This window comes from Klebsiella sp. GN_Kp190 (genome assembly GCF_040061795.1).
Taxonomy (GTDB): domain Bacteria; phylum Pseudomonadota; class Gammaproteobacteria; order Enterobacterales; family Enterobacteriaceae; genus Klebsiella; species Klebsiella michiganensis.
In genome coordinates, this window is record NZ_JBEAFN010000009.1 from 17988 (window position 1) to 34386 (window position 16399).

General features: G+C 53.7%; 16 protein-coding genes and 1 tRNA gene. 11 read left to right on the forward strand and 6 right to left on the reverse strand.

Annotation, left to right across the window (positions count from 1 at the left end; translation table 11 throughout):
- Positions 1-155: 155 nt before the first annotated feature.
- A complete protein-coding gene (locus ABLU67_RS06280) occupies positions 156-1019 on the reverse strand; it encodes a hypothetical protein (protein WP_025106650.1) in 864 nt (287 codons plus the stop codon).
- A 594-nt stretch (positions 1020-1613) separates the two neighbouring features.
- Positions 1614-1868: a hypothetical protein gene (locus ABLU67_RS06285; RefSeq protein WP_048260644.1), complete on the reverse strand. Its 255-nt coding sequence runs from the start codon at positions 1866-1868 to the stop codon at positions 1614-1616.
- Between the two features lie 670 nt (positions 1869-2538).
- Here ABLU67_RS06285 and ABLU67_RS06290 point away from each other — a divergent pair.
- Positions 2539-2874, forward strand: coding sequence for a lysozyme inhibitor LprI family protein (locus ABLU67_RS06290; protein WP_348852212.1), 336 nt, complete (start codon positions 2539-2541; stop codon positions 2872-2874).
- 81 nt (positions 2875-2955) lie between these two features.
- Here the strand turns inward: ABLU67_RS06290 and ABLU67_RS06295 are convergent.
- Positions 2956-3027, reverse strand: a tRNA-Arg gene (locus ABLU67_RS06295).
- A gap of 74 nt (positions 3028-3101) precedes the next feature.
- Positions 3102-3998, reverse strand: a complete 897-nt coding sequence (locus ABLU67_RS06300; RefSeq protein WP_348852213.1) for a formate/nitrite transporter family protein — start codon at positions 3996-3998, stop codon at positions 3102-3104.
- A 257-nt stretch (positions 3999-4255) separates the two neighbouring features.
- Between ABLU67_RS06300 and mlaA the strand changes: the two genes are divergently transcribed.
- Positions 4256-5017 (forward strand): phospholipid-binding lipoprotein MlaA, encoded by a 762-nt coding sequence (gene mlaA / locus ABLU67_RS06305; RefSeq protein ID WP_014230289.1) that lies wholly within the window; start codon positions 4256-4258, stop codon positions 5015-5017.
- A 62-nt stretch (positions 5018-5079) separates the two neighbouring features.
- On the opposite strand, the gene fadL is transcribed toward mlaA, so the two are convergent.
- Positions 5080-6444: a long-chain fatty acid transporter FadL gene (gene fadL / locus ABLU67_RS06310; RefSeq protein WP_014839142.1), complete on the reverse strand. Its 1365-nt coding sequence runs from the start codon at positions 6442-6444 to the stop codon at positions 5080-5082.
- Between the two features lie 371 nt (positions 6445-6815).
- Here fadL and ABLU67_RS06315 point away from each other — a divergent pair, with 371 nt between their 5' ends.
- The 4 genes from ABLU67_RS06315 to sixA all read left to right on the forward strand — a co-directional run bounded on the left by ABLU67_RS06315 (position 6816) and on the right by sixA (position 11409).
- Positions 6816-7100, forward strand: coding sequence for a DUF406 family protein (locus ABLU67_RS06315; protein ID WP_014230287.1), 285 nt, complete (start codon positions 6816-6818; stop codon positions 7098-7100).
- Between the two features lie 159 nt (positions 7101-7259).
- The gene (gene fadI, locus ABLU67_RS06320) at positions 7260-8570 is read left to right on the forward strand and encodes an acetyl-CoA C-acyltransferase FadI (protein ID WP_025106653.1); all 1311 of its coding nucleotides are present in this window, start codon (positions 7260-7262) and stop codon (positions 8568-8570) included.
- On the forward strand, positions 8570-10714 hold the full coding sequence (gene fadJ, locus ABLU67_RS06325) for a fatty acid oxidation complex subunit alpha FadJ (protein WP_348852214.1): 2145 nt from the start codon (positions 8570-8572) through the stop codon (positions 10712-10714). Before fadI ends, fadJ begins: the two co-directional genes overlap by 1 nt.
- Positions 10715-10923: 209 nt before the next feature.
- A complete protein-coding gene (gene sixA, locus ABLU67_RS06330) occupies positions 10924-11409 on the forward strand; it encodes a phosphohistidine phosphatase SixA (RefSeq protein WP_014230284.1) in 486 nt (161 codons plus the stop codon).
- A gap of 19 nt (positions 11410-11428) precedes the next feature.
- Here the strand turns inward: sixA and smrB are convergent, their stop codons facing one another.
- Positions 11429-11980 (reverse strand): endonuclease SmrB, encoded by a 552-nt coding sequence (gene smrB, locus ABLU67_RS06335; RefSeq protein WP_004123257.1) that lies wholly within the window; start codon positions 11978-11980, stop codon positions 11429-11431.
- 167 nt (positions 11981-12147) lie between these two features.
- On the opposite strand from smrB, the gene prmB reads away from it, so the two are divergent.
- The 5 genes from prmB to ABLU67_RS06360 are packed head-to-tail and all read left to right on the forward strand — an operon-like array spanning position 12148 to position 16388.
- Positions 12148-13080, forward strand: coding sequence for a 50S ribosomal protein L3 N(5)-glutamine methyltransferase (gene prmB / locus ABLU67_RS06340; RefSeq protein ID WP_009652591.1), 933 nt, complete (start codon positions 12148-12150; stop codon positions 13078-13080).
- 37 nt (positions 13081-13117) lie between these two features.
- Positions 13118-14206, forward strand: coding sequence for a chorismate synthase (gene aroC, locus ABLU67_RS06345; RefSeq protein ID WP_014230282.1), 1089 nt, complete (start codon positions 13118-13120; stop codon positions 14204-14206).
- Positions 14207-15031, forward strand: a complete 825-nt coding sequence (gene mepA, locus ABLU67_RS06350) for a penicillin-insensitive murein endopeptidase (protein WP_032750757.1) — start codon at positions 14207-14209, stop codon at positions 15029-15031.
- On the forward strand, positions 15031-15840 hold the full coding sequence (locus tag ABLU67_RS06355) for a sulfite exporter TauE/SafE family protein (RefSeq protein WP_014230280.1): 810 nt from the start codon (positions 15031-15033) through the stop codon (positions 15838-15840). The genes mepA and ABLU67_RS06355 overlap by 1 nt, the downstream gene beginning before the upstream one ends.
- Positions 15840-16388 (forward strand): elongation factor P hydroxylase, encoded by a 549-nt coding sequence (locus ABLU67_RS06360; protein ID WP_014230279.1) that lies wholly within the window; start codon positions 15840-15842, stop codon positions 16386-16388. The genes ABLU67_RS06355 and ABLU67_RS06360 overlap by 1 nt, the downstream gene beginning before the upstream one ends.
- Positions 16389-16399: the final 11 nt, after the last annotated feature.

Below are 16399 nucleotides of genomic sequence, written 5' to 3' on the forward strand. Positions count from 1 at the left end.
TACATCAGGAGTGTTTATAGAGAACGATTTTATTATGAAGCCAGATTCATCTCTGAATTCATATTGAAATGCATTTCACATTTGCTACTGCATTGCGCGCCCTGTACCTATGGCGTTGTAATGATTCATTCTGATTTAATTAAATTAAAGAAGTATTATTCGAACGTATATTCTGACGCCGGAAGATTAATGCTGCCGTAGCTGGAAACCACGCCTTCAGACCTGAGTTTATCCATAGCTCTATTAAATATTTTACTTTTTTTGTTTTCAGTCGCGTTAAGCATGTTATCGCCAAAATGGGGATTGGATTGAATGATGTGATTGATAAATTCAATGAGCAACTTATTTTGCATAATCGTTGAGGGCGTCGCTATATCTTGCTCCTCAGATAAATGTAAGGTTTTTTCAGAAAGTTCGAGAGGGCGACTGCTGATGGTATGTTCATAAATTTTCTCAATCGCCTGACTCGTGATGTAAAGCTTACTCAGCGTGATGGTTGGCCTCTCATCCTCGTCGGGTATGAAGTGGCAGAAGAGGACATTGGTGGCCGGTGATATGATGCTTATCCTCTGCTCAGTAATAATGTCTTCAGGTGTTTCTAAGATCTCCATCAAATTTCTCGTGTGGCAGTACCATAAGCCAGAGACGGAAACCCGGAGTTTTAGCTGGGTAACAGGTATACCATATTGGGCTTCCTGATTTGCTTCACTATCATTAAATTTAAAAATTTTGTTAATTTTTGAATGCCGTGACCACGATCTTTCGCTTATGCTCAACTCATCAATATTGGGGGCGTTAAGAAAATAGAGATTATTACTGCTCTGGTCATGTTGGAACGCACCTTTTAATGTTCCGTTAGTTTTACCTACTTTTATGCACAGGCTTATCGCGCCAATATCATGCCAATGAAGCAGATCTTCTATTTCACAATTCAATAGTTTTTTAGCGCGAGATATTGAACAGTATTCCAGGGGGGGAAGATTGTTTAGTTTCCATATGTTTCTTTCTTTTCTTTCCATGGTCTATATCATCTTATGAAAAATAGGGGGTTATGGTTTTCTTAAATTGACCTCTATCGACGTTGCGACGATTTCGATTCATACAAAATATTTATCAAAACAGATATTCTATATCAATTGTTGATAGCGGAGTGCTATGTTGAATCCGGTCAGGATATTATCTCTCCTGTATGCTATCAGCTTTCCTGTAATAATTAAATGTATCGCTGCTAAAAAATTAGCATGCTCATTCATCTTGCTGCGGATTGATTGTTTTTGATTATTTTATTGATGAATTAAATTCGCGGTGATTATGTGAATTACTAATAATTCAGGAGGCGGGTAGTGAATTAATAAGCGGGTGATTTATCGAACGCGAAACCTGCTCGAAAAACGTCTGTTAGCCGATGTGAATGGCGATCGGACAGACGAGGGAGCGCCGCCATGGGTCAGGCCTGTATCGTGTAACTGCTTGTTTTGATGCGGGCTCGTGCGCAAAGAATCCTGCTATATCTGCCATAAGCAAAACAGAATCTGCCCTGCGGGAATCGGGCTTGCGTACTGTGCGGAGCATATTTTTGAAAGTACGGTGGGGTATACCCCACCGTACTGTTGTTACTTTTTCACTGCGTTTTTGGCCGCAGTTTTTGCGTTGTCGCAGGCTGCCTGGTTTTTAGCACAGGCGTCTTTGGCTGCTTTTGCTTCTTTCTGCGCATCCGCTTTCGCCGTGGACTTAGCCTGGGCGCACTGCGTCGCGTTATTCTGGCAGGCTGACTTAGCCTTTGAAACGATCTGACCATTTGCCGCGCTGGCAGCGCCACAAGCCATAAGCGCACAGATACCCAGTGCCATTGCGAGTTTTTTCATCATATCTATCCGTATAACCAATTTAGGTAAGGCAACAGGCTGTCCGCAAGTCCCGTACAGAACCCGATTCTTGTCGCAGACATCCTGCCGCAATATGAAGCGGATGGCTGAGAAGATAGCCTTTCATCCGCCATAAACCGCCGGACGCGCTGCTTTTAAGCAACGCTGATACTGAAAGAACAGCAGTTCAGCGCATCCGGCAGCGGCAAGAATACGTGACGGCAGGGATTTATCTACCGGCATTGTTTTGCGAATCGTAACGCAAGGAAACAATCAACAATGATAACTACTGTGAATGATAGGGTTTAATTTATTACATTGATTTTAAATGAATTTATATTTATTGATGGGAAGTCAGGCCAGGCAAAAATATGAAAATCGCTGCGCGAGAAAAATATTCCCCCTCGCTGGCAAGCAATGCCGTGACCCGCTCTGATGCAATTCTGACCAATAATTCAGCCCGGCTGTAGGGCGCATCAGCGTCGGGGAAAAAGATATTGCGGAAGGCGCGCGGTTCACCCAATGGGAGCCTTAAGGTGGATTAACTATAATTATCGACAGCACGGATAGTTCAGAGCGTCAGTGTGTCAAAAGCTTACGCTGGGCTCCGTAGCGAGGGGCACTCGTTATAAACGGGTAGCACAAATGGCGGGAGTGCGGAAATGGAGCGCATATGAAGATAAGAGAAGTACTGATGACTATTGCTGTGCTGTATCCGGTAGCGGGGTACTCCGCGAGTTTTGATTGTCAGAAAGCGACGCAGGCGGATGAAAAGGCTATCTGCGCTAACCGGAGCCTGAACGATATGGACGTGGCGATGGCGACGAAGTATCAGTTTCTGCGGGGGCTTTTTCCAATGGGGACGCGTGGCGAGATGATGGACGCACAAAAAACATGGCTCCATAGCCGGCAGAAATGCGGCAGCGACAGCCGCTGTTTGACGAAATCATATGAAGACCGGCTACAGCAACTTGATGAGATCTATGCAGGAATCGATAAACCTCTGTGATTCATCTGCTTCGGGGCTGGCGTTGTTCTGCGGTGGTGATGATTAAACGAATGCTGTGAACGGAGGTGAATAATTCAAAAGTGTCCCCTGCAGGAATCGAACCTGCAACTAGCCCTTAGGAGGGGCTCGTTATATCCATTTAACTAAGGGGACGAAGCGCCGGGATTATAGCGTTATTTTCGGCGCTCGTTAAGCTTGTACGGGCCAACTGCTTAATCTATAGCCATTTAGCGCTTTTTTGCCTCCTCGGCTGCATGAGCCTTCTTCTCGTGACTCATGTCATTGCGAATCTGGGCATGGCTTAATAAAGCGAAAATAAAGGTCCCGCCGCATATGTTGCCGGCAAGCGTTGGCAGAGCAAAAGGCCAGATAAATTCCTGCCACGGTAGCGTCCCGTTAAATACCAGGTAGAAAATCTCGACGCTGCCAACCACAATATGCGTGGTGTCCGCGAGGGCGATAAGCCAGGTCATCAGAATGATGACGACAATCTTTGCAGAACCTGCGGCAGGAAACATCCACACCATGGTGGCGACCAGCCAGCCGGAGATAATCGCATTGGCAAACATCTCCAGCGGCGGGTTTTGCATGACCTTCAGGCTAATTTTAAGAAAGGCTTCGCGAGTGGGCTCATCGAACACAGGCATAACATCGAACGCCCAGGCCGCGATAGCGGTCCCGATTAAGTTACCTGCCAGCACAATCCCCCATAAACGTAACAGCAGGCCGATGTTGCCTGGCGTGGGTTTATGCATGATAGGCAGGACGGCGGTGACGGTGTTCTCGGTAAACAGCTGTTGGCGAGCGAGAATGACGATCACAAAACCAAAGGTATAACCAAGATTTTCCAGCAAGAAGCCGCCGGGAAGTTCGTTCAGATGGACATGGAAGATACCTTTGGCGACCAGCGAGGCCCCCATTGAAAGCCCGGCGGCAATCGCTGACCATAATAGCGCCATGGCATCGCGTTCGAGCTCTTTCTCGCCCTCCTGGCGAATCACTTCATGAGTGGCCATCGCCTGTGAAGGCAGGCGTTCTTCATCAACCTCAATTTCTTCACCATTCTGTTTTTCATCACTTTCTACTTCAACATCCTCATTCTCATGGTGAGTTTGCGGTTTCATAACTTTTCCTCAACGGCGGGTCTTTATTATAATCCTAGAGCGGTTTCGGCTGTTCGGGTCGGATAAGCTCCTAAATTCTTCACAATGACAAGATTAGCAATACGGAAATTGCAAAATGTGTATAGAATCGGGACACCAACAATGATGCTAAAAAAGGCTATGCTGAAAGCAGGCACATGCTTACGGGCGATATCTTTATGGAGGCTGCTGTCCCCCGATAACCCCCAGCGATAGCTTAAATTAACAGGGAGACACCTATGAATTTTCGCCTGTCGGCGCTTGCGCTTGGCGCCACATTGCTGGTGGGATGCGCCAGTTCTAGTTCTGGCGATCGGCCGCAGGGGCGTTCAGATCCGCTTGAAGGCTTTAACCGTACCATGTTCAACTTCAACTTCAACGTTGTCGATCCCTATGTCCTGCGCCCCGTCGCGGTGGCGTGGCGTGATTACGTTCCGCAGCCGGCGCGTAACGGGCTGAGTAATTTTACCAGCAACCTCGAAGAGCCGGCGGTAATGGTGAACTCCTTCCTGAAAGGCGATCCCTATAAAGGAATGGTGCACTTTACGCGTTTCTTCCTGAACACCATCCTTGGGATGGGTGGCCTGGTTGATGTGGCCGGGATGGCGAATCCGAAACTACAGCGCGTTGAGCCTGCCCGCTTCGGTAGCACGCTGGGTCACTACGGCGTCGGCTATGGTCCATATGTGCAACTGCCTTTCTACGGCAGCTTCACCCTGCGTGATGAGGGTGGCGATATGGCTGATGACCTGTATCCGGTTCTTTCCTGGCTGACATGGCCGATGTCTATCGGCAAATGGATGGTTGAGGGCGTTGAAACGCGCGCGCAGCTGCTGGATTCAGACGGCTTGCTTCGTCAGTCCTCCGATCCGTATATCTTAATGCGTGAAGCCTACTTCCAGCGTCACGACTTTATCGCCAACGGCGGTAAACTTTCCCCGAATGAAAACCCGAACGCGCAGGCGATTGAGGGCGATCTCAAAGATATCGATTCACAGTAACCGACGGGTAGAAAGTAAAAAGGGTGAACATGATGTTCACCCTTTTTTGTGGCTTCACATTATCAGAAGCGGTAGTTGAAGTTCGCGCCGTACAGCCAGGCTTTACCTTCTGATTTAAAGGTATACGGCCCTTCTGTAAATTCAACGTGCTGACCGTGCATATAAGACACACCGACGTCGACTGAGGCATCTTTATTAAAGGCGTAAGTCGTACCGGCGCTGAGCCACAGGCGATCCTGGTCCGGAATAGAGATAGAGCGATTGGAAGCCGGGACCGGGCTATCATCAAAGGCAATACCGGTACGGAAGGTCCAGTTATCGTCGTGGTAATAGGTCGTACCCAGCGCGATACGGTAGGAATCTTTAAAACCTTCGTCCTTGTAGAACAGCGTTTCGCCACCGCTGGTTTTGGTCGCCTTCAGCTCCTGGAACTGGCTCCAGCTGGTATAGGCCAGGCTGTAGTGAACGGCCCATTTTGGCGCCACGCGGTTATAACCTGATACTTCCCACATTTCTGGCAGATTCAACGTCAGAGAACCGCCAATCGTGGAGCCGCCGGTGCCGTACGGCAGGCCCAGGCCCAGAGCGGAGTTGATGGGGTTGAGGGAAGACGGCAGGCTGCTCTTGTAATCCCCGTCAAAATCCACTTTGACTTCAGAGCGGTAGGTTAAGCCGTAGCGGTTGTTTTTATCGACTTCATATAAAATACCGGCATTCCAGCCAAAGCCCCATTCATCACCCTTCAGACGAGCAATTTGGGTGTCGCGGCTGATACCGCCGGCCTGTTGACCGATGGCCGCAGCCTGAGCCGGGGAGAGTTTGCCGGCTTTCACCATTCCCGGTAGCTGTGCGCCGATAATTTCCGGTAAATCACCCGCATAGCGCTCTAATTTTGCTCGAGCGTACACGGCGTCAAAGCCCAGACCAAAACTCCAGTGGTCGTTGAGACGATAAGCACCGCTCAGGTTCAGGTTGAGCGTTTCGAGATCGGTGGTACCGCCCATCGAGCCCGCGGCAAAATCGTTGTTGAACTCGGTGGCTAAACCATAGTTAGAGGTCAGGGAAGCTCCCCAACCGAACTGGTCGTTAATCGGCGCCACGAAGTGCAGATTTGGCACCCATGCGGTAGGCGCAATATTGTCCTGACTGGCGTCATTACCGATAACTGAACTACCGGTGACGTTGACATCAGGATCGACGAAAATAGCGCCGCCGGAGAAGGTTGGACGGTCGAACATCATGATTAACGCCGGGTTACGACTGGCGTTTCCCGCATCATCAGCAATAGCGCCTTCACCTGAATAGGCGCGACCAAGGCCCGATGAAGAGAATTCGTTTAGCTGAAAGCCTGCTGACCAGGCCTGGGTTGAAACGAGTGCTACAGCCACTGCAAGGGCAGATTGGGTAAGGCGGGTTTTCTGGCTCATGCCCATAACCTCATAGAGTTATTTTTATTTAAACAATGTTACATGCTGTAACAGGAGCGCGAAGTGTAGGGTCTGCTTTACGACAGAGAAATCAGACCAGTGCGCTGAGTATAGGTCTGACCAGATGATATGTTGCAAGTTTGTTTATAAGTTTTTTCAATTGTGATCTAAGAAACGCGATCCAGTTGGCAAATTTGCCCGGGTACCTGTTACCCAAAGTAGGCGCTTTTTGTTTTGGATCATTTTTAAGTGTGATTTCGGTCACTTATCCCGTTTGTCGCCATTAACGACTGGAGGCAGGCATGCCCGGGGCGTAAAATACGCACATTATTTGTCTGGCACCTTGAGTGCATATACAGAGGAAATCTACGATGAGTAAATGCAGTGCTGATGAAACCCCGGTTTGCTGCTGTATGGATGTTGGCACCATTATGGACAACACCGATTGCACCGCCTCTTATAGCCGCGTGTTTGCGAACCGTGCCGAAGCCGAAGAAACGCTCGCCGCATTAAGCGAAAGAGCGCGTAACGTTGAATCAGAGCCGTGCAAAATCACCCCGACCTTTACCGACGTTGATGGCGGCGTGAAGCTGGATATCGATTTCGTGTTCAGCTGTGAAGCTGAAACCCTGATTTTCCAGCTCGGCTTGCGTTAATCCTTCCCTTAATGCCCCTCATGGCAGGGGCGTTACCTTTTCTAATCAATGTGTTTTGGCTCCCACTTTTTCGGTTCCCCGATTGGCTTAATGTAAAATATTAGTTAAAACTGTTATCAGGTCAGACCACTTTGTTTTATCGGTTAACAGGGGAGCGTTATGAGTCAGGCATTACCGCTAGTCACCCGCCAGGGCGATCGTATCGCGATAGTCAGCGGTTTACGTACTCCGTTTGCCCGACAGGCGACGGCTTTTCACGGCGTGCCGGCCGTTGATTTAGGTAAGCTGGTGGTCGGCGAAATGCTGGCTCGCAGCAATATCCCCGCGGACATAATAGACCAGCTGGTATTTGGCCAGGTGGTGCAGATGCCGGAAGCGCCGAACATCGCCCGGGAAATTGTGCTGGGGACCGGCATGAGCGTGCATACCGATGCCTACAGCGTCAGCCGCGCCTGTGCGACCAGCTTTCAGGCGGTGGCCAACGTCGCGGAAAGCCTGATGGCAGGCACTATTCGCGCGGGTATCGCCGGCGGAGCCGACTCCTCTTCCGTATTACCTATTGGCGTCAGCAAAAAACTCGCCCGAACGCTTGTTGATGCCAACAAAGCTCGCACCCTGGGACAGCGTCTGAAGCTATTTTCTCGGCTGCGTTTTCGCGACCTTCTGCCCGTACCGCCAGCGGTTGCCGAATACTCAACCGGCCTGCGGATGGGCGATACCGCCGAGCAGATGGCGAAAACGTGGGCTATCACGCGCGAACGGCAGGATGCGCTGGCGCTGCGTTCACACCAGCTTGCCGCCAGAGCCTGGGAGGAAGGTAAGCTCTCGGCAGAAGTGATGACGGCGTACACGCCGCCGTTCCGTGAGCCGCTGGAACAGGATAATAATATTCGTAAAAATTCAACCCTGGCGGATTACCAAAAGTTACGCCCGGCCTTCGATCGTCAACACGGGAGCGTAACCGCCGCGAACAGTACGCCGCTAACCGATGGAGCGGCGGCGGTGATCCTGATGACCGAATCCCGGGCTAAAGAGCTGGGCCTTGTTCCGCTGGGCTATCTGCGAAGCTACGCTTTCACCGCGATTGATGTTCGCCAGGATATGCTGCTGGGCCCGGCGTGGTCGACGCCGCTGGCGCTGGAAAGAGCGGGGCTGACGCTGGCTGATTTGACCCTGATTGATATGCATGAAGCTTTTGCCGCGCAAACGCTGGCCAACCTGCAATGTATGGCCAGCGATCGCTTTGCCCGCGAAGTGCTTGGCCGCTCTCAGGCTACCGGGGAAGTGGACGAGAGCAAATTTAACGTGCTTGGCGGCTCGATTGCCTACGGTCATCCCTTTGCCGCCACCGGCGCGCGAATGATTACCCAAACGCTGCATGAACTGCGGCGGCGCGGCGGCGGATTTGGTCTGGTCACCGCCTGCGCGGCGGGTGGGTTGGGTTCAGCGATGGTTCTGGAGGCCGAATAATGGAAACCGTATCGGCATTTACGCTTGAGGTTCGCCCGGACAATATCGCCGTCATCACCATTGACGCGCCCGGTGAAAAAATGAATACCCTGAAAGCTGAGTTCGCCAGCGAGGTACGGGGGATCATCCGCCAGATCCGCGACAATAAGGAGCTGCGCGGCGCGGTGTTTATCTCGGCAAAAGCGGATAACTTTATCGCCGGGGCGGATATCAATATGATTGCCCGCTGCCATTCCGCGCAGGAAGCGGAGGCGCTTGCCCGTCAGGGCCAGCAAATCATGGCCGAGATCCACGGTCTGTCGATACCGGTGATTGCCGCTATCCACGGCGCATGCCTGGGCGGTGGCCTTGAGCTGGCGCTGGCCTGCCACGGGCGGGTATGCAGCGATGACGATAAAACCCGGCTTGGCCTCCCGGAAGTTCAGCTGGGGCTGCTGCCCGGCTCTGGCGGAACTCAGCGTCTACCGCGATTAATTGGCGTCAGCGGCGCGCTGGAGATGATCCTGACCGGTAAGCAGCTTCGCCCGCGTCAGGCCCTGAAGGCAGGACTGGTTGATGAGGTGGTGCCGCAGACTATCCTGCTGCAAACCGCGATTGAACTGGCGCTCAAAGGTCGCCCGGCAAGCCGCGCTGTTCCGGCGCGCGAACGTATTCTCGCAGGTCCGCTTGGCCGCAGCCTGCTGTTTCGTCTGGTCGCGAAAAAGACGCATCACAAAACCCAGGGGAACTACCCGGCAACTGAGCGCATTCTGCAGGTGATTGAAACCGGACTGGCGCAGGGCTGCAGCAGCGGATACGCCGAGGAGGCCCGCGCTTTTGGCGAGCTGGCGATGACGCCGCAATCGCAGGCGCTACGGTCGATTTTTTTCGCCAGCACCGATCTGAAAAAAGATCGCGGCGCGGATGCTGATCCCGTCGCGCTGCGCAGCGTGGGCATTCTGGGCGGAGGACTTATGGGGGGCGGTATTGCTTACGTCACCGCCTGCAAAGGCGGATTACCGGTACGCATAAAGGACATCCAGCCGCGCGGGATAAATCACGCGCTGAAGTACAGCTGGGATCTGCTCGATAAACAGGTGCGTCGCCGCTATCTGCGCGCCAGCGAGCGCGATCGCCAGATGGGGTTAATATCCGGTTCGCTGGATTATCAGGGATTTGCACATCGCGATGTGGTGATCGAAGCGGTGTTTGAAGATCTTGCGCTCAAGCAGAAGATGGTCAGCGAAGTTGAACAGTACTGCCGCCCGGAGACGATCTTTGCTTCTAATACGTCGTCTTTACCGATCGGCGAGATCGCGGCGCATGCAAGCAGGCCGCAGCGGGTCATCGGGCTTCACTTCTTTAGCCCGGTAGACAAAATGCCGCTGGTGGAGGTGATTCCGCATAGTGGTACGGATCGGCAAACAATTGCGACGGCGGTTAAGCTGGCGAGACTGCAGGGTAAAACGCCGATTGTCGTCGCCGATAAAGCGGGCTTTTATGTTAACCGCATTCTGGCCCCCTACATAAATGAAGCCATGCGCCTGTTGATGGAAGGCGAGCCGGTAGAGCATATTGATAACGCTTTGGTTAAATTCGGTTTTCCGGTTGGCCCTATTCAGCTCCTTGATGAAGTGGGAATCGATACCGGTACCAAAATTATCCCGGTACTGGAGGCCGCATGGGGAGAACGTTTTAGCCCGCCTGCAAACATCATTAGTTTGATTCTGAATGACGATCGCAAAGGGAGAAAAAATAACCGGGGTTTCTATCTTTATGCGGCAAAAGGGCGTAAAAGCAAAAAACGGCCCGATCCTGCGATCTACGCTTTACTGGGTATTTCCTCACCGCAGGCGCGCTTGTCCGCGCAGCAGGTGGCGGAACGCTGCGTGATGATGATGCTTAACGAAGCGGCGCGCTGCTTCGATGAGCGAGTGGTTCGCAGCGCCCGCGATGGTGATATCGGCGCCGTATTTGGCATTGGTTTTCCGCCGTTTCTTGGCGGCCCGTTCCGCTATATGGATACCCTGGGAGCGGGGGAGGTCGCCGCGATATTGCAGCGCCTGGCTGCTCAGTACGGCCCGCGTTTTACACCATGTGACACTTTGTTACACATGGCCGAGCAGGGGGCGACCTTTTGGCCCGCTGAGGAACGTACGACCTAAGTTGTGGTCAAAGAAGGTAAATCCGGTAATGAACGGCGCTGCGCTTTGGCGATTTAGTAAGCAATAGTTGACTATACTTACGCCATTGAGGTAAAAAACAGCGTTTCATTCGTTGAATGGATCAGGCACAATGCCCGGCCACCGGGTCACCTGCGTATCGTCTACGTGGGTAAGACCGCGGTGCTTCTGGTTAACAAAAGCGGTGCAATATGCAAGTTTTTATCATGCGTCACGGCGACGCTGCCCTCGATGCAGCCAGTGACTCGGTTCGTCCATTAACCGTCTGCGGTTGCGATGAGTCTCGTCAGATGGCTACCTGGCTGAAAGGTCAAAAAGTGGATATTGAGCGGGTTCTTGTGAGTCCCTACCTGCGTGCAGAACAGACGCTGGAAATTGTTGGGGAGTGCATGAATCTGCCAAAAGATGTCGACGTGATGCCGGAACTCACGCCGTGCGGCGACGTTGGCATGGTTAGCGCTTATCTGCAGGCGCTGGCGAATGAAGGTGTGGCGACGGCGCTGGTCGTGTCTCACCTCCCTCTGGTGGGGTACCTCGTCTCAGAGCTGTGCCCGGGGGAAACTCCCCCGATGTTCACCACTTCGGCGATTGCCTGCGTCACGCTTGATGCCAGCGGCAAAGGCGAATTCAACTGGCAAATGAGCCCCTGCAATTTGAAGATGGCGAAGGCTATCTGATTCCCTCCGGGGCTGACGTTTACGGAAGCTCCGGCGGTTGCCACTCTTCAACTTCAATCAGAACCAGCAGTGCGGCGTCTCCGCCGTACTCTTTTGGTGCCTGATGAAACGCCATAATATGCGGGTGCTGGGCCAGCCACAGCGGCGTTTGCTGTTTGAGAATATGCTTTCCATGCCCGTGCATCACGCAGGCGCAGAATACGTGCTCGCGACGGCAGGCGGCAATCAAGGCTCCCAGTTCCTGCTTGGCCTGCTGCTGGGTTAAACCGTGCAGGTCGAGAAACAGCTCCGGCGAATAATCACCCCGACGCAGCTTTTTCAGCTCAAAATGGCTGACGTCCGAGCGCACATATTTAACCGACCCTTCGGTATTCAGCAGCGGCTGAAACTCATCGGAAAAATAGTGGCTGTTATCCGCCTGCTCCTGGAGCAGCCGCTTGGGCGGTACTTCAGCGATTTTTTTACGCTGCGGGCGATGAACGATGGTGTCCTGCTTAATCTGACGCGTGCCGGTCATCAGCTGCCGGAACAATGCCTGATCCTCCTCGCTTAGCGATGTTTTCTTTTTCATTATCTGATCTCATTTTTTCTTTGTCGGTAGTTTACCCGACTCGCCACGCATCCAGGCAAGGAAAACCTATTTTTCCCCCTCCGCCTGACGTAAGAATGCTGATTTATCCCCGTCTTCGTGGCAAACTAGCCGCCGAATTTATAGCAGAGCGTGCCCTGGGGGATAGCGTGGATAAAATTTTTGTTGATGAAGCCGTGAATGAGCTTCATACCATTCAGGACATGCTGCGTTGGGCGGTAAGCCGCTTCAGCGCTGCAAACATCTGGTACGGACACGGCACCGATAACCCGTGGGATGAAGCCGTACAGCTGGTGATGCCTTCGCTGTATCTGCCGCTTGATATTCCGGAAGATATGCGTACCGCGCGTCTGACTTCCAGCGAAAAACATCGCATCGTTGAGCGCGTCATTCGCCGTATTAACGAGCGCATTCCGGTCGCTTATTTGACCAACAAAGCCTGGTTCTGCGGCCACGAGTTTTACGTCGATGAACGCGTGCTGGTGCCGCGCTCGCCGATTGGCGAACTCATTAACAACCATTTTTCCGGCCTGATTGACCACTATCCGCAGCACATCCTTGATATGTGCACCGGCAGCGGCTGTATCGCTATCGCCTGCGCTTACGCTTTCCCGGAAGCGGAAGTCGATGCGGTGGATATTTCCCCTGACGCGCTGGCCGTTACCGAGCAGAACGTGGAAGATCACGGCTTAATTCATAACGTTACGCCGATTCGCTCCGATCTGTTCCGCGATCTGCCGAAGGTGCAATACGATCTGATCGTGACCAATCCGCCGTACGTCGATGAAGAAGATATGTCCGACCTGCCGGGTGAATATCGCCATGAACCGGTCCTGGGGCTGGCTTCCGGTAGCGATGGCCTGAAGTTAACCCGCCGGATCCTCGCCTGCGCGCCGGATTATCTCAGCGATGACGGTATCCTGATTTGTGAAGTCGGTAACAGCATGGTACATCTGATGGAGCAATATCCTGACGTGCCATTTACCTGGCTGGAGTTTGAAAACGGCGGCGATGGCGTCTTTATGCTGACTAAACCGCAGCTGATTGCCGCCCGCGCGCATTTCGGTATTTATAAAGACTAAAACAACACGCAAACATAACGACAAAAACGGAGCCGTGATGGCAGGAAATACAATTGGACAACTCTTTCGCGTCACGACGTTCGGCGAGTCGCATGGCCTGGCGCTGGGCTGCATCGTTGACGGCGTGCCGCCAGGCATTCCGCTAACCGAAGCCGATCTCCAGCACGATCTCGATCGCCGTCGTCCGGGAACCTCACGCTATACCACCCAGCGCCGCGAGCCGGACCAGGTGAAGATCCTCTCCGGCGTATTCGAGGGGGTGACCACCGGGACCAGCATTGGCCTGCTGATTGAGAATACCGACCAGCGTTCTCAGGACTACGGCGCCATTAAGGACGTTTTCCGCCCGGGACACGCTGACTACACCTACGAGCAGAAATATGGCCTGCGCGACTATCGCGGCGGCGGTCGTTCCTCTGCGCGTGAAACCGCCATGCGCGTGGCCGCAGGGGCGATTGCCAAGAAATTCCTCGCCGCGAAATTTGGTATTGTGATTCGCGGTTGCCTGACCCAGATGGGCGATATCCCGCTGGCGATAAAAGCGTGGGATCAGGTAGAGCAGAACCCGTTCTTCTGCCCGGATCCGGACAAAATCGAAGCGCTTGATGAACTGATGCGCGGCCTGAAAAAAGAGGGCGACTCCATCGGGGCGAAGGTCACCGTGGTGGCCGATGGCGTACCGCCGGGACTGGGCGAGCCGGTATTCGACCGTCTGGATGCCGATATCGCGCACGCGCTGATGAGCATCAATGCGGTGAAGGGCGTGGAAATTGGCGATGGTTTTGAGGTGGTGAAGCTGCGCGGCAGCGAAAACCGCGATGAAATTACCAAAGCGGGCTTCCAGAGCAACCACGCGGGCGGCATTCTCGGCGGCATCAGCAGCGGTCAGCAGATCGTGGCGAATATCGCGCTGAAGCCGACCTCCAGCATCACCGTCCCGGGTCACACGATCAATCGCTTTGGCGAAGAAGTTGAGATGATCACCAAAGGGCGTCACGATCCTTGCGTCGGTATTCGTGCGGTACCTATTGCCGAAGCGATGCTGGCGATCGTGTTAATGGATCACTTTATGCGTCAGCGCGCGCAAAATGGCGACGTGACGACATCAATTCCACGCTGGTCATAGATGAAAAACACCGTTATCGCACTGCTGGCGCTCCTCGCCAGCGGTACCAGCCTGGCGGCGACGCCGTGGCAGAAAATTACGCAGCCCGTTAGCGGCAGCCCGCAGTCCATCGGCGCGTTTGCCAATGGCTGTATCGTTGGCGCGCAGGCGCTGCCGTTAAACGCCACCGGCTATCAGGTGATGCGTACCGATCAGAACCGCTACTTCGGCCATCCGGACCTCGTGCAGTTTATTCAGCGTCTGAGCAATCAGGCGCACAATAAAGGCATGGGAACGGTGCTGATTGGCGACATGGGTATGCCGGCCGGTGGACGCTTTAACGGCGGCCACGCCAGCCATCAGTCCGGACTGGACGTCGATATTTTTCTTCAGCTGCCGCAGGCGCGCTGGAGTTCAGCTCAACTGCTGAAGCCGCAGGCGCTGGACCTGGTGGCCCGCGACGGCAAACGCGTAGTGCCGTCGCTGTGGAGCCCGCAAATCAGCCAGCTGATTAAGATGGCGGCGCAAGATAGCGACGTTACGCGTATTTTCGTCAACCCGGCGATTAAGCAGCAGCTGTGCCTGGATGCCGGTAGCGATCGCGACTGGCTACGCAAAGTTCGCCCATGGTTCCAGCACCGAGCGCATATGCACGTGCGCCTGCGCTGCCCGGCCGGCAGCCTCGAGTGTGAAGACCAGGCCCCGCCTCCGGCGGGCGATGGCTGCGGTGCGGAATTGCAAAGCTGGTTTGAACCCCCTAAGCCAGGATCAACCCCTCCTGTGAAGAAGACGCCGCCTCCGCTGCCGCCTTCCTGCCAGGCGCTACTGGATGAGCATATTCTTTAATGGATAGTTTTATCGACGTTTTTATGGTGTCACCGACGGTACTGGTCGTACTGTTCTTCGTGGCCATTCTGGCGGGATTTATCGATTCACTGGCGGGCGGAGGCGGGTTATTGACCGTCCCGGCCCTGATGGCGGCGGGTCTTCCCCCTGCGCAGGCGCTGGCAACGAATAAGCTGCAGGCCTGCGGCGGGTCGCTGTCCGCCTCGCTTTATTTCATCCGCCGCAAGGTGGTGAATCTGGCCGACCAGAAGCTCAATATTCTGATGACCTTTCTCGGCTCGACGGGCGGCGCGCTGCTGGTCCAGCACGTCCAGTCCGATATTCTCAAGCAGATACTGCCAATCCTGGTTATCGGCATTGGCCTCTATTTTCTGCTGATGCCGAAGCTCGGCGAAGAGGACCGGCAGCGACGTCTGTACGGTCTGCCGTTTGCCCTGGTGGCTGGTGGCTGCGTCGGTTTTTACGACGGTTTCTTTGGTCCGGGCGCCGGATCTTTTTACGCGCTGGCTTTCGTCACCCTCGCGGGGTTCAATCTGGCGAAATCGACCGCGCATGCAAAATTGCTTAACGCGACGTCTAACGTTGGCGGCCTGCTGTTGTTTATTATTGGCGGCAAGGTGATATGGGCTACCGGCTTTGTGATGCTGGCCGGGCAATTTATCGGTGCCCGCGCGGGATCGCGGCTGGTGCTGAGCAAAGGACAGTCACTGATTCGACCGATGATCGTCGTGGTGTCGGCGGTGATGAGTGCAAAACTGCTTTATGACAGCCATGGACAGGAGTTCCTCCAGTGGCTGGGGATGAACTAATGAACAGCACGCATAAATATGAACAGCTGATCGAAATCTTCGACGGCTGTTTTGCTGAAGATTTTAATACCCGTCTGATTAAAGGCGATGACGAACCGATCTATCTTCCGGCAGATGATGACGTGCCTTACAACCGTATCGTCTTTGCCCACGGCTTTTACGCCAGCGGACTGCACGAGATATCGCACTGGTGCATTGCCGGGAAGGCGCGACGTGAGCTGGTAGATTTCGGTTACTGGTACTGCCCGGACGGTCGCGACGCGATGACCCAGTCTCAATTTGAAGACGTTGAGGTGAAGCCTCAGGCGTTTGACTGGCTGTTTTGCGTGGCGGCGGGATACCCATTTAACGTCAGCTGCGACAACCTGGAAGGGGATTTTGAGCCCGACCGGATCGCTTTTCAGCGGCGCGTGCATGCCCAGGTGATGACCTATCTGGAGCAGGGGATCCCTGAGCGTCCCGCGCGTTTCATTCAGGCGCTGCAAGAATATTACCAAACGCCGCCCTTGACGGCAGAACAGTTCCCGTGGCCGGAAGACCTGCACTAAGGCCACACTTT